The sequence below is a fragment of the Myxosarcina sp. GI1 genome, assembly GCF_000756305.1.
GTDB lineage: Bacteria > Cyanobacteriota > Cyanobacteriia > Cyanobacteriales > Xenococcaceae > Myxosarcina.
The window spans coordinates 50776-65014 of the sequence record NZ_JRFE01000024.1 but is presented as its reverse complement, the minus strand read 5'-3'; the positions used below and the strand labels follow the sequence as shown (position 1 = coordinate 65014).

Here is a 14239-nt window from a genome sequence, read left to right as displayed (position 1 = left end):
AAATTCAGTTTTAAAAAGTAAACTTTGAAAAGGAAAAAGATAATGAAAATAGCGGTTGTGGGAGTAAAAGGTATTCCAGCCAATCAAGGAGGTATCGAGCATTATTGTCAAGAACTATATAAAAATATTACCTCAAGAGGTAATACTGTAGAGCTATACGCTCGCTCTAACTACACCAAACAAAATAGCTTTTCTTCGTATTATTGTCATGGAGTTAAAGTTATTTCTTTACCTTCTATGCCCTGGCAAAGTTTTGATGCTTTATTAAATTCTTTTATAGCGGCAGTAGCTGCAACTTTTGTCAGGTACGATATCGTTCATTTTCATGCACTTGGACCATCCTTGTTTTGTTGGATACCGCGCTGGTTTTCTTCAGCAAAGATAGTCGTTACCTGCCACGGTTTAGATTGGCAAAGATCTAAATGGAGCAAACTTGGTAGCTCGATTATTTATGCTGGCGAGCGTGCGGCAGTTTCATACGCTCACAAACTGATTGTGGTTTCCAAATATCTTGAAACTTATTTTCAACAAAAATACGAGCTTGAAACTACCTATATACCGACTGCTCCCGCATTGTATGCTAAATCAAACTTAATTTCTTATACCGATTCTCTCAAACTCAAAACCAAAAAATATATTTTGTTCCTCGGTAGATTGGTACCAGAAAAACGCCCCGATTTATTACTTGAAGCTTTTAAGCTACTCGATCCACCAAATTGGAAACTAGTTTTTGTCGGCGACACCAGTGGCACTGATAGTTTTAAATTAAAACTGCTCTCTAAGAAAAACGAAAAAATTATTTTTACTAATACCCTTACAGGAACTCCCTTAGCAGATATTGTACGCAACGCTGGTTTATTTGTGCTTCCTTCCGATCTTGAGGGATTACCTTTAGTAATGCTAGAAGCTATGCGAGAAGGAATACCCGTGTTAGCTAGCGATATACCTCCCCATTGCCAACTTATTAGTAAAGATAGAGGTTTGCTGTTTAAAGCGGGAAATATACATTCTTTAGTATCTAATTTGGAAAAGGCTTTATCTCAACCAGCAGAGTTAAACACCAAAGCACAAAGAGCCAAAGAATACGTTGTTAATAACTATAGCTGGGAAAAAGTCAGCTATGAAAATTTAATGTTGTATGTTAAATTATCCAAATTATTAACTAATAATAACTGGCAGAAAAAATCTGGAGATCGCTACAAACAAAAAGAACACGTCTCAAGGAATAAATAATCTCAAACGTCTTATTTAAACTGAATTTATCATGATTCGTATTTTAATCGTAGACGACCAAAAAACTGCTAGAGAAAAAATCAAGTCAATTTTTGAGGCAGAATCGGATATAGAAGTAGTTGGCATAGCTACAGATGGTTATGAAGCAATAAGGTTAGCAAAAACGTTAGCTCCCGATATCGTTCTAATGGATTTAGAGATGCCAAATTTAGATGGCTTGGCGGCGACTAAACTACTCTGCCTGCAAAATTTAGATATAAACGTCATAATTTTGACCATGCAGGACAGTGATGATTTATTAATTCAGGCTTTAAATGCAGGTGCTAAAGGTTATTTGTTAAAAAATCTCAGTGCCAGAGAAATTATTGAGACAGTTAATTTGATTTATGAAGGTAGCAGGTTTACTACCTCAAAGCTCAATCGCTTTGGTAATAAAGTAACTATTAATATAGAAAAAGAACCGCAAAAAATAAAAGCTGCAGACGTAACAACCGATGTTAATAATAAAGTGTCTAAAGACGCATATTATTTAGAAACACCATCTGTGCAACAGAGGGAATTAAGCTCAGAACAAGAAAACTATTCATTTACACGACCAAGTCAGCCAGATTTTTCAAGTCTGTTAACCATTCTCAAGCGACGTTATCCACCTGCCTTGATGGGATTTTTGGGGGTGTTATTGGGTGCAATTCTGTATTTGATTTTTGCTCAAAGAACTTACCAGGCTGTAGCTTCAATCAGCTTAGAAGATCGCCAAGAAAGTATTTCTGAATTGGGCAAAGATTTAAGTAGTATTCCTGGCAGCAATGAATATAGTCCTCTAGCCAGTCAAGCTGAATTGATTACTTCTATGCCTGTCATCAGAACCGCTCTTGATAATGCTGCTCAAAAAAAAGAAGGCTATTTTATTAGGCATATTTCTCCTAACGAAGTAAGAGATAACTTAAGTGTAACAGTCGTACCTAATACTAATATTCTAGAAGTAAGTTACGTACATCAAAATTCAGAACTCGCGGCTCTCATTTTAAGTGAAATTATCGATACGGTAATAGCCAAAAATACCAATACTATACGTTCGGAAGCTAGTTCGGTAAGACAATTTTTAGAGCGGGAAGTAAACGAACAACGCCAAGAACTCAGTCAGCTAGAAACATCAGAAAATCGATATAGAGCGCAAAGCGGTATTGTAGATCTTAATAACCAGACTTCAAACTTAGTAAATAGTTTGAATAGTTTAGAAACTCAAGAACAAGATTTATTAACTGCAATAAAAGAGCAAGAAGCTAAAGCAAACAATCTTCAACGGATAACAAAAGTAAACGATGCCGAATCTGCTTATATTCAAGGCAAAATAGGTCAGGATCGTCAGCTAGAAAACTTAAGAACCCAGCTAACAGATGTCGAGGCACAGCTTGCTGCCGCTCGCTCCAATTTTACCGATAGTAATCCTACTGTTATCGCTCTGCAAGAAAAAAGAGCAGAAATTCTTAATTTATACCAACAACAAATTAATAAAGTTTTGGGCGAAGGAGTAACCGTATCGCCCTCTGAGCTTGCGGAAAATAGATTGAGTCAGGAAGAAAATGGAATCAGTCAAAAAGTCTTTAGCGAACTAATTGCCATTCAAAATCAACTAGATGCTAATAGAGAGAAACTACAAGCAATAAGAGCGGAAAAGGCAAAATTAAGCGATCGCATAAATTCCTTACCTGCTAATGTTCAGTCACTTACCGAACTTGTTCGCCAGCGCGAACAAGCTAATGAAAGCTTGCAATTTTTACAGCGTAAATTAGAAGAAGCTAGCATTGCTGAAGCCCAGTTGGTGAGCAATATTCAAATTGTTGAGTTAGCAGAAGTACCAACTTCTCCCAGTTCCCCCAAAATACCTTTTGTATTGGCTATAGCCTTGATAATAGGAGTGATTTTTGCCACTGGGATTATTTTGCTTTTAGAAACGATAGATCGCACTCTGTACGATGGTAAAGAGATAGAAGGTCAATTACGTATTCCTCTCTTAGCTACTTTACCCAATCTTTTAAATAAGACAATAAATATAGCCCAAATTAAGCTATTTTTACATGATAAAGAGCTATACGAACCTTATCGTTCTTTGCTTAAAAGGCTAGAATCATTTTCTCAACAAGATTTAAAAGTAATAGTTATTTCTAGTGCGAGCGCCCAAGAAGGCAAATCAACAGTTGCCGCTCATTTAGGAGCAGTAGCGGCGATGCTAAACAGAAGAACTTTGATTATTGACGCTCATCTAAACCAATCCAGCCAACATTATTTTTTTCAAGTCAAACACCAACCTGGATTAGTAGAAATAGTAACAGACAGATTACCTCTGGAAAAAGTGGTTCAAAGTACTGAGATTCCCAATCTTTCGGTTCTCGCGGTTGGAAGTTCGACTGGCAATTCATGTGCTGTCGTAGAATCACCTTCAATCGAAAGTTTGATTCAAAAAGCAGCGATGCAATACGATCTGGTAATTATCGATGCGCCATCAACAAGCAGTAACTGTGATGCTCAAACATTAGCTAAATACAGTGAAGGATTGGTGATGGTAACGCGACCTTTGTATACTACTACAGATGTTTTAGAGCGAACTGTAATTGACTTAAAAAGAAATAAAACTCCGATTTTAGGTTTTGTAGTCAATGATGCTGGCGAACAAAAACCTTTGTTAAAGAGCGATCGTGATGGTATAAAACAAAAGTTACCATTACTACTTGGTTCGTCCGAGCAAACCAATAATTCCCATAGAAATGCCAAAGAGGTCAGTCAACCATGAATATAGATAATTCTTGGAAAGCTGGTTCTCGTATATCTCTTAGAGTCGGAATTGTTGCTATCTGTATCGGTTTAATTTTGGGAATATTAGCTGGATTCCAGCCTTTAGTGTTATGCTTGGCTGTTGCAGCCGTTATTTTAGTTGTCTGTTTTTTTACTTACTTCGAGCAGACGGTACTCGGACTATTAATCTTACGTAGCTCACTAGATATTTTCTCGGCTCAACAAGTTCCTGCCGCTTTTGCCATTGGACTTGATGGACTGACAATACTTTATGTAGTATTAATGCTGTTGTTAGGTCGAAGAATTATAACTGATAAGTTTTTTTGGTTTTTCGCTGCTTGGGTAGCAATCCAGGGTTTTTGGCCAATTCTCACGGCTATAGGTGGCTTAGAATTAGAAAATGCTTTTTTAGGTGATAGTATTCGTGAGTGGGTCAGAATATTTTCTTGGCTAATGGTATATTTAATTATCAGTCAACTTAAAGGTCGTTTACATCCAGAGCAGATTGCGAATACCCTTTTTTTTGCATTAATTATTCCTTTGTTCGCTGCGACATTGCAATTAACTTTGCCACCATATCTTTTACCTGGTTTTCTTCAAACAATATCAGGTTCTGTGTTCGAAGCGGGCTCCCGAATTAACGGAACTTTAGGTCATCCTAATACGTTCACGACTTTTTTGATTTTATTTATCGGATTAACATATTGGAAAGTAAGTCAAACAAAACGTCCATTGTTCTGGTATTTACTTTTGATAGTCGAGACTTTTTTTCTAGTAAGTACTAAAGCATTAGTTGGGTTACCTATGCTAGTCGTTTTGTTAATGGCTTTAACTGTAACTCGATTGAATTTTAAAAGTTTCGTCGGTGTAGTAGTTTTATTTGGGTTGTTTGTCGCCATATTTACGAGTACAGAATTTGGTCAAGAAAAGTTAGCAACAGTTTTTGAAACACCTCTGTTAAATCCTAATATCACGATTAATGACGCAATTTTGACATCATGGTATGACGGAAACAGCTTTAATTGGCGACTTGCTCAATGGACTTTTTTATTGCAAGAATGGAAACTTGCTCCCTTTTTAGGTTATGGATTGGGTTTGACAACTTACCTTGGGCCCATAGGTGCTTATGCACATAATGACTACATTAGAGTTCTGGTTGAAGAAGGTCTTATTGGTTTATTTTTTTTCTTAGTATTTTATGTTTTTCAGTTTATTCACTTGCTTAAACTGTTTTTGTCTAGTACTAATTCTTCAAAAAAACGGTTTTGTCTAGTTTTAATTTCATTATTTTTTTCTGCTTTAACAGGTATGATCACTGAAAATATTTGGAGTCACACTACTTTTTTCTTTTACTGGTGGACTTTGCTTTCTATTGCCAGATGGGATTGGGGTGAGTTTTCAAGAGGCAATAGTTTGCATGCCTCCTATTAGATAATTGCACTACTTTAAATCTTTAAGTTTTGAAAAAATATTTTATCTTATCTTTTTTGTGAATTTGTATTGAAAATTAAGTGAGCGAGTTATGAATTTTTATACTCAACAGCAATTTAAACCAAAAGTTTCTGTCTTAGTTCCTGCATATAATGCGATGAAATTTTTGCCAGAGACTATTACCAGTATTCTCAATCAAACCTATCAAGATTTTGAGATAATTATTGTAAATGATGGTAGTTCCGATTGCATAGAAACTTGGGTAAAGCAGTTATCGGATGAGCGGATTCAGTTAGTTTCACAAAGTAATCAGGGTCTAGCCAGTGCCCGTAACAAAGGTTTGATCGAAGCGAGAGGAGAATACATTGCTTTTATAGATGCAGACGATCTTTGGCTGCCCACCAAATTAGAAAAGCAAGTACAGATACTAGATAACAATCAGGATACAGGTTTGGTTTATACGTGGATTGCTTTAATTGATGAACATAGTAAGCCGCAGGGAAAGCTTCGTAAAAATTATGCACAAGGAAACGTCTGGCTCGAACTTACCACTCACAATATAGTAGAGTGCGGCAGTGTAGCTCTTGTTAGACGAGAATGTTTTGAAAAAGTTGGTTTATTTGATATAGATTTGCCTTTTTCTTGTTCTGAAGACTGGGATATGTGGCTGAGGATTGCTGCGGACTACAAATTTGGTTTAGTTAAGGAACCTTTGGTTTACTATCGATGCCATTCAAATAATCTCTCTAGTCGCTGGCAAACTATGGACAAAAGTTTTCAGATAGTCCTCAAGAAAGCATTTGATTCTGCCCCAAAGTCTTTGCAGTCTTATAAAAATAGAAGCTATGGGTTTGCCAAATTAATAACAGCTTGGAAAGCGTTACAAAACTCCAATGGCGACTTAAAAGCTGCCATAAAAAACGAGCAAGAGGCTATTCAATATTATCCAAAAATTAAATATACAAAAGAATATCTTCGTTTTAGAGTAGCTTTTTTATTTATTCGTCTATTTGGGTTACAGCCTTACAATAACTTTCGTCAATCGATTTATAGACTAAAAGTTAAAAGCACTAGATTTCTCAAAGGTATTTAATTTTTTCTACAATCTATTATTCACATGAACCTCTTATTTTACTGTATTGAAAACTATCTCCCTAATTAAATTATGTCAGAACCCAAAAATATTAAAAATAAAGTTTTGAGAGGAGGTATTTTTCTTACGCTTCGTCAGCTTTTGTCATCAGGCTTGTCAGTTATAAGTATGCTGGTCATTGCTCGCTCTCTCGGACCTGAAAAATACGGAATAGTTGTCAGTTCGTTAGGAGTTTTTTATTTCTTAACTTGGACAGGTCAAATGGGATTAAATATGTATCTCGTTCGTCAGCCCAACTTACAGAAAAAGGAAGTCGAGCAGTTAGTAGCATTTTATAACACTGTCGGTCTGGCTTTTTGTGGCTTGATGTGGATGGTCACACCGTTATTTAGTTTGTGGACGGGCGTACCAGAGGTTTCCAGTATTTTGCGCTGGTTAATGCTTGCTGTCTGGCTAAATATGGTCGGCGATGTTTCTATCAGCATGTTGTCTCGCGAACTTAAGTTTGACCAAGTTAGCTTGGTTGATGGTATATCTCAAATAGCTAATTATTCGCTTTCTGTTTCAATCGTTTTATTTACTGGAAGTTATTGGGGTCCACTAACAGGTATATTTCTACAGTATTTTATTAAAGCTTGTTGGGCATATACTTTGCATCCAGTGCGCTTTACCTTCTGGTGGCAATGGTCATATTTGAAAAAAATTATGTTTTACGGCGTTCCCTTTTTTGTTGCAAGCTGGGTTCAAACTTTACGCTCCCTAACAATTCCTCTAATTATTACACCTTTGGCAGGGGTTGAGGCGGCTGGAATTGTAGGAGTTACACTGCGGATGGTAGAGCAGCTTTCTCTACTTAGAATTGTTATTCGTCAGATGTCAATTAGCGTAATAGCAAAATTTATAGAAGATTCTGCTACAATTCTACGCGCAATAAACCAAGGTATGAATTATTTAGCTCTGATAATGGTATCGGTTTGTGCCACATTTGCGTGTATATCTCCTTGGTTAATTCCTACATTATTTGGAACAGAGTGGTCTCAAAGTACAAAAATTTTTCCACTCGTAGCATTTGCAGCTTCGGTAAGTGCTGTTTTTGATTTGCATCAAGCTACATTGCATGCAGTAGGAAGAAACAATATAGTCACAATACAAAATTCAACCTATATAGCCTCTTTATGGTTAATTTGTTGGTGTTTGATTCCTGCATTAGGACTATGGGGTTACGCAATTGCTGAAATAGTTGCACTGCCAAACTACTATGTATCTCATCGCGAGTTTAAGTTTTTGTACGAATCTCCAAACTATTGGAATGCAGCTTTGATTATATTAACTGCCGTTCCATCTCTACTAGCTAGCATTTTTGTTTCACCAATTATTAGTTTTACAGTTCTATTTTTTAGCTATACAACTTTAATTACAATCAATTCAAATCTGAGGAAAATATTAGTAGATCTTTTGTCGATCGCACGATCTAAGAAGCAGAAAGGAAAGTTGGACATCGTTTAGCATGTAATCTAGAAGTGAGAGTTATAAAATTGTCTTTGACAAACACGTCCAAATTATAAATATGAAAATTCATAGTATTTGTATCGCTAAGAATGAAGCAGATATCATTGCTCAAACTTTAAACAAGGCCATAAAGTGGTGCGACTATATCTATGTGGTTGATAATGGCAGCAGCGATGACACATGGAAAAAAATACTAAATCTTTCACAAAAGTATAAGCAGATTATTCCTTACAAGCAAGACGATCGTACATTTTACGATGGCATGCGTAGTGAAGTATTTTATAATTTCCGCAGTAACAGTCAAAATGGTGATTGGTGGTGTCGTCTTGATGCGGATGAATTCTACATTGACGATCCTCGTACATTCTTAAGCGAAATACCAAATCAGTATCAAGCAGTGTGGGCTGCTAGTTTCCAGTATTATTTTACTGATAAAGATTTAGAGTGCTACGAAAGGAGTCCTAGTTCTTTCTCTAACAGCGTACCTGTGGAACAAAAGTGTCGCTATTACCTCAATAACTGGTCGGAAAATCGTTTTTTTAAATACGATCTAAAGCTAGTATGGGATAAAGATCGCGGTTGGCCGTATTTCGGTGCAATTTATCCCAAAAGAATTAGATTAAAGCATTATCAGTATCGTTCTCCTCAACAAATTCAACAACGTTCTCTAATACGTCTTCAGGCTGGTTTTGTACATGAAGCTCAAATTCTCTCAACTTGTAAAAAATCTCCTAACTCACTTAGTCCATTTGCTACAAAACTACTGCCAAGTTATATAAAAGATATATGGAAAAAACGAATAGTTAAGGCATCAGAATTGAATTTTGACTATCATAATGATGTTTATTTAATGAGAGAAGATTTAATGCCGCCGCTTCCCAAGACATACTTTCCTCATATAGAAAATAAATTTAGATACTTAAAGAAGTATATAAACAAAACAACTCTAAACAAATTTCGGTTTTTATTAGGTTACTTATTTTCGTCAAAAAACAAAGACAGGCTTCAATCTAAAAATGATTAAAAACGTTTTTTCTTATTATTGTTTAATCTACGGTTTATTTTATGCCAAAAGTATCAATTATAATTCCATCATATAACGCTATGGACTTTTTGCCTAGAACAGTTCGTAGCGTTCTCGACCAAACTTATCGGGATTTTGAAATTATTATTGTCAACGATGGCAGTACTGATAACATCGAGAATTGGGTTAACACCATAGACGATAAAAGGGTTTCTCTAGTTTCTCAAGTTAATCAAGGACAATCTGCCGCGAGAAATACTGGAATTAAACATTCTAACGGAGAATACATAGCATTTTTAGATTCCGATGATTTATGGGATTTTCAAAAACTCGAAAAACAAGTTCAGATTTTAGATAATAATCCTGAAGTTGGTTTTGTTTATAGTTGGGTTTCACTAATTGACGAATGGGATCGACCTTTAGGAAAAGTTTGGCAAACTAATGATGAAGGAAACGTTTGGTCTAAATTGATTGAAGGAAATATTATCGCTTGTGGTAGTGTTCCTATGATACGAAGTTCTTGTATAGAAGTAGTTGGGCTATTTAATAAGTTTTCCTTTGCCTGCGAAGATTGGGATTTTTGGCTACGTATTGCTGCTTATTACCCTTTTAAAGTAATTAAAGAGATTTTAGTTTACTATCGAGCGAGTTCGACTAGCCTGTCTCGTTCTCCAAGTGACTGTATTGAAAAAAAACTTCAGACGATGAACGAAAGCTATGAAGTTTTGATTGAAAGAGCTTTTGATTTTGCTCCTGTGGAATTAAAATATCTTAAGCCTCGTAGTCATGCTTTGGCTAAACTCAGCATCGCCTGGAAAGCTTTAAAAAGTCCAGGGATAAAATATGAGTACGTCAAATACTACCGTAATCAGGCTATCTCTTGCGATCCTTGCGTCTCTGCTTCTTCCGAGTTTAGAAAATTTAACAGAGCAGCTTCGCTTGTGCGTCTTTTAGGTGTTCAGAATTACGAAAAGCTCAAAAATTATCTCAAGAGTTTAATGAACTTTTCTAAAAAAAACGTTTCGTAATGTTAAAAAATAGCTTTTTTAAAACTAAATTTCACTTGCCAATACAAAATATAAAAGTTATTAACAAACATACTTTATCTGCTAAAAAATTACATAGAAGTTTTGACCAAATTTGTACGAGTTTCGTGTCTCTATTAAATTAACTGTCTGAAGTATTGATTAAATAAAAATCAAGAAATATGTTGAACAAAACAATCTGGCTGCTTTGGTTACAAGGATGGGATAGTGCACCTTGGCTGGTAAAACAAGTCGCAGAATCGTGGAAAATAAACAATTCCGACTGGAATATTGAATATGTTACCCTGGAGAATCTTCAAACATATGTTGATGATATAGACTATATATACGATAAAACTAAAAAAATCAGACCTCAACATAAAGCTGATATTATTCGATTAAGCTTATTAAAAAATTATGGGGGTGTTTGGGCTGATGCCACCATGTTATGCATGCAACCGTTAGGCGTATGGGTAGAAGAAGCAGTAAAGCCTGCTGGTTTATGGATGTATCATGGTCACGGTTGTGGAATGAGTGGTAAAAATGGACCAGCCATTTGGTTTATTGTATCTGAAAAAGATTCTTTAATGATAAATAAATGGAAAAACGCATGTGATGAATATTGGAAGAATAGAACCGCGACTAATAGTTATTTATGGCTTGATGAACTATTTAGAAAATTATTTAAATCCGATATAGATTTCAGGAATAAATGGAACCTCGCACCTCACTTGTATTGTGAATTAAAAGGGCAAGCCCATACACTGGCTCGCCACAAACGAATGGTATCAAGCGAGCGCAATTTAAAAAAGATTCTTCGAGAAAAACCTCCATACGCACTTAAATTATGGTGGAAAGATTGGCAAGGTAACTTTCCAGATGTGAATAGCTTTGAATGTAAAAACTCAAATGGATACTATGCTTTACAAATGTCGAAAAGAAAATTTACATTTAAACACAAAATGGATTCTAAAAACTCTGTAGTTTTTCTTGCGAAGATGTTTGTATTTGATGTCAAGTATTTCTCAGAGCAAAAAATCAAAGTGTTTGTTAAAACATACATAAAAAAGCTCTACCCGAAATTTTAAACATAGTTATTACGGTATACGACCAATATAAGCTCCGCCACCAGTAGTGCCAATTACTACCGTACCTGAAGAGTTTGGCTTAAACTGAATATTATCGACTCGTAGCATTGCTAAACCATCATTAAACTGCTGCCAAGTTTTGCCGCCATCTTCCGACTTCCAAACACCAGTTGCTTCTGAGACAGATAAAAAAGGATTTTGATTGGTTGCAGCGAGTATTCGCTGAGAATTGCGAGGATCTACTGCAATATCAGACACCCAGAGGAAGGGTGTTGTTGAGACATCCCAAGTTTTATTATTAGTTAACTGTTTCCACTCTCCTGCATCGTACATCCAAATACCTCTTTGACTACCATTACTGTTTTCATCGTTAACACTGTAAAAGGTATCATCGTCTACAAAATCCATTCTAGAGATGCCACGAGGCTCGCTATTTGATCCTGATACTAGAAAATAATTATTACCGTTCAAATCGTTAGATGACCACAAGCCCAGTTCCGACCCTACATAGAGATCGAACTCAGGCGTTTTATTATTTTCGATCAATTCATAAATTTTACCAGCATTGCTCAATTTGCGACTCCAAGTAGCTCCAGAATCATTGGAAAAATAAAGCTTATCATCCCAGATTACCCAAACTTTATTAGTTTGCGTGGGATGAGCGATGATTCGGTCGGCATCATCTCCAATAGAATTTGGAAAACCTTTAAATTGCCAGGTTTTTCCCCCGTCTTCCGAACGATAAATGCCCTTGCCTTGAGAATTTTCATCTTGAACGACGGTAGCATAGATAACTTGACTATTGGTTGGCATATCGGTGAAAGTTATATCCCTAACTCCACTCCAATCAGGCATACCATTATCCTGTTCGCTTCCAGCCCAGCTCCAGCTTCTCATATCATTGCGACTCATCCACTTACCAGCATCCATAGCAGCAATAAAAGACTGTTCTGGGTTATATGGATTCCACCGAATGTTAGTTACAACCAGACCTGAGTAGCCATTTCCTTTCCAGGTGCTATCGCTAAGCTGAGTACTAGAAATATCCTGCCAGTTGCTACCACCGTTAGAACTTTCCCAGATAGAAACCCCTGTGCCTCCGACTATATGTGAAGAATCTTTGGGATTTATTGCTAAGGCTCGAAAATACTGAGTTTGCATGGGATAAGCAGTATTTTGATGCCCGCTAACTTTGCTCCAAGTTTGCCCTCCATCTTTACTCATAAATGTGCCGTTGGGATGCTCGACACCAACCAGAACGATATTTGGATTAGATGGTGCAAAACGTATCTGGTCAAAAGATGTACGGTTGGATATTCTTTCTATGCCGTCAGTACTTAAATTGAATGTTTTTCCCCCGTTTGTAGAACGATATATCCCTTGTCCCTCTACCGTTGCAAGAACAATATCTGGATTTGATGGATGCGTTGCTACAGTCTTCTGATTTCCTGGTGGTAAATTACCGATCGCTCCTTGCCAGGTAAAGCCAGAATCATCACTGCGAAAAAGTCCCTGTTCGGTAGCAGCAAATATACGAGTAGAAGTTTTTCCTGCAAAGGTAACATCAAAAATGTTGTTTCCTTTATCTGTCGTTACAGTACCGATATCGGAAATTTTCTGCCAGTTTTCACCTCCATCAACGCTTTCATATACCTCTCCCTGATGGGGATCGTCGAGATCTAGTCTTCTTTGATTTCCTGTAAATGCCAGTAGGCGGTCCGTGTTCGAGCGATCTATTAAAATCTGCTGGACTGGCGCGACATATTTGCCCCATTCAAAGTCTGGAAAACCATTACGTTTTTCTGTCCAAGTTTTGCCGTAGTCATAAGAAACGTATGGTCCCGATTTAGTCGCGAGCCAAATCTTATTAGGCAGTTTGGGATCGAAGGTAATTTCTTCAATTTCCCAGCTTTTCAAGCCTTGACCACCAATCCAGTTTTTGCCCCCATCATCGGATACTGCTACTCCTAGCATATCGCCACCAACTATTAAATGGTCTGAATCGTGTGGACTTATACCTATTGAGGATATCCAACCGCCCACACCAGGCTCTCGCAAAGGTTGCCAAAATTCTTCACTTGGTTCGGAAATTGGTGGTGAAGTAGTAGGTTTGAGGAAAGCGGTTAGCGCACCAGTACCATCTATACTTAAAAAGTCAATCTCTTCAGTAGTATGGGAAGTTTCTTTATCTTTAGCAGAATCTTCTTCTACCATTATTTCTACTGCCTGACTATTCAGATTTCGATAGCGTATCCCTGCTGAGTCAGAACCATCATAAGTTGATAAAGAAGCCAAAAACTGTGGAGCTCGATCGAAACTATTGCTAAAGTTAAGAGTACTCCATTTGTGCGTTATGCGGTTTCCCGTATTACCTGCCTGATAAGAGAGTCCATTCCAACTGCCTTTTCCAGGAGATATTGCCATCCAGCCTAGAGTTTCTGTAGGATGAAAAGTTTTCAGTGCCTCTTCTTCTTCCATAGCAAGTGAAAAGCCCGAAGCAGAAGTATTTTTCTGACGAGTACGTACAAAGTCAGAGCCGTTATTAGTTTGTACCTGGCTCAAAGTGATAGGACTACTTTCAAAATCAGTACTAAAGCCGATCTGTTCCCAACCCAAACTCGTGGTAGTATCTGAATCGAGAGTACCAACTTCTACCTGAATACCATTTTCTAATTCCCAAGTTCCTTTTTCTAATACCAAATAGCTAAAGCTTTCAGAAGTATGAAACCCGTCTTCGTAGTTCGGTTCTTGAATACGAGCGTTGAAGCGATCGCTCTTGACATTATCGATACGAACTACTGCTGGATCGGAGCCATTTCGCGACAGGGGTTGTGCAAATACAACTGGATTAGTATAAGTGTTTTCGAGAACAATAGTCTGATTAATATGGTTCAAATCGGGAATTTTGCCAGTCTCTCCAATAAACATGGGCTGCGCACTGCTAAAATCTTCAAACATTATACAAATTATCTTTAATAAACAAACATAAAACAGAAAATTATCCAAATATATTTGAAACTTTAAATCTAAATTTTTTTCTGGA

Annotated in this window: 9 protein-coding genes; 8 read left to right on the top strand and 1 reads right to left on the bottom strand. The window is 36.8% G+C overall.

Features of this window, described 5'->3' with window-relative positions:
- The first annotated feature begins 42 nt into the window (after nt 1–42).
- From KV40_RS17735 to KV40_RS17700, 8 genes are all read left to right on the top strand, one after another.
- On the top strand, nt 43–1233 hold the full coding sequence (locus KV40_RS17735) for a glycosyltransferase family 4 protein (RefSeq protein ID WP_052055735.1): 1191 nt from the start codon (nt 43–45) through the stop codon (nt 1231–1233).
- A 31-nt stretch (nt 1234–1264) separates the two neighbouring features.
- Nucleotides 1265–4024, top strand: a complete 2760-nt coding sequence (locus KV40_RS17730) for a polysaccharide biosynthesis tyrosine autokinase (protein ID WP_052055734.1) — start codon at nt 1265–1267, stop codon at nt 4022–4024.
- On the top strand, nt 4021–5457 hold the full coding sequence (locus tag KV40_RS17725) for an O-antigen ligase (RefSeq protein WP_036484354.1): 1437 nt from the start codon (nt 4021–4023) through the stop codon (nt 5455–5457). Before KV40_RS17730 ends, KV40_RS17725 begins: the two co-directional genes overlap by 4 nt.
- A gap of 91 nt (nt 5458–5548) precedes the next feature.
- Nucleotides 5549–6550, top strand: coding sequence for a glycosyltransferase (locus tag KV40_RS17720; RefSeq protein WP_036484352.1), 1002 nt, complete (start codon nt 5549–5551; stop codon nt 6548–6550).
- Nucleotides 6551–6622: 72 nt separating this feature from the next.
- On the top strand, nt 6623–8056 hold the full coding sequence (locus tag KV40_RS17715; RefSeq protein WP_036484351.1) for an oligosaccharide flippase family protein: 1434 nt from the start codon (nt 6623–6625) through the stop codon (nt 8054–8056).
- Between the two features lie 61 nt (nt 8057–8117).
- Nucleotides 8118–9083 (top strand): glycosyltransferase family 2 protein, encoded by a 966-nt coding sequence (locus tag KV40_RS17710; RefSeq protein ID WP_072013840.1) that lies wholly within the window; start codon nt 8118–8120, stop codon nt 9081–9083.
- A gap of 41 nt (nt 9084–9124) precedes the next feature.
- Nucleotides 9125–10111 (top strand): glycosyltransferase, encoded by a 987-nt coding sequence (locus KV40_RS17705; RefSeq protein WP_036484348.1) that lies wholly within the window; start codon nt 9125–9127, stop codon nt 10109–10111.
- A 179-nt stretch (nt 10112–10290) separates the two neighbouring features.
- Complete coding sequence (locus KV40_RS17700) at nt 10291–11196, top strand: capsular polysaccharide synthesis protein (protein ID WP_036484345.1); 906 nt, start codon at nt 10291–10293, stop codon at nt 11194–11196.
- A gap of 9 nt (nt 11197–11205) precedes the next feature.
- Here the strand turns inward: KV40_RS17700 and KV40_RS32285 are convergent, their stop codons facing one another.
- Nucleotides 11206–14124 (bottom strand): hypothetical protein, encoded by a 2919-nt coding sequence (locus KV40_RS32285; protein WP_172657309.1) that lies wholly within the window; start codon nt 14122–14124, stop codon nt 11206–11208.
- Nucleotides 14125–14239: the final 115 nt, after the last annotated feature.

What these genes read in the sequence shown, in the direction of transcription:
- KV40_RS17735 (WP_052055735.1), top strand. Translation starts at nt 43, where the DNA reads ATGAAAATAGCGGTTGTGGGAGTAAAAGGTATTCCAGCCAATCAAGGA.
- KV40_RS17730 (WP_052055734.1), top strand. Translation starts at nt 1,265, where the DNA reads ATGATTCGTATTTTAATCGTAGACGACCAAAAAACTGCTAGAGAAAAA.
- KV40_RS17725 (WP_036484354.1), top strand. Translation starts at nt 4,021, where the DNA reads ATGAATATAGATAATTCTTGGAAAGCTGGTTCTCGTATATCTCTTAGA.
- KV40_RS17720 (WP_036484352.1), top strand. Translation starts at nt 5,549, where the DNA reads ATGAATTTTTATACTCAACAGCAATTTAAACCAAAAGTTTCTGTCTTA.
- KV40_RS17715 (WP_036484351.1), top strand. Translation starts at nt 6,623, where the DNA reads ATGTCAGAACCCAAAAATATTAAAAATAAAGTTTTGAGAGGAGGTATT.
- KV40_RS17710 (WP_072013840.1), top strand. Translation starts at nt 8,118, where the DNA reads ATGAAAATTCATAGTATTTGTATCGCTAAGAATGAAGCAGATATCATT.
- KV40_RS17705 (WP_036484348.1), top strand. Translation starts at nt 9,125, where the DNA reads ATGCCAAAAGTATCAATTATAATTCCATCATATAACGCTATGGACTTT.
- KV40_RS17700 (WP_036484345.1), top strand. Translation starts at nt 10,291, where the DNA reads ATGTTGAACAAAACAATCTGGCTGCTTTGGTTACAAGGATGGGATAGT.
- KV40_RS32285 (WP_172657309.1), bottom strand. Translation starts at nt 14,124, where the DNA reads ATGTTTATTGGAGAGACTGGCAAAATTCCCGATTTGAACCATATTAAT.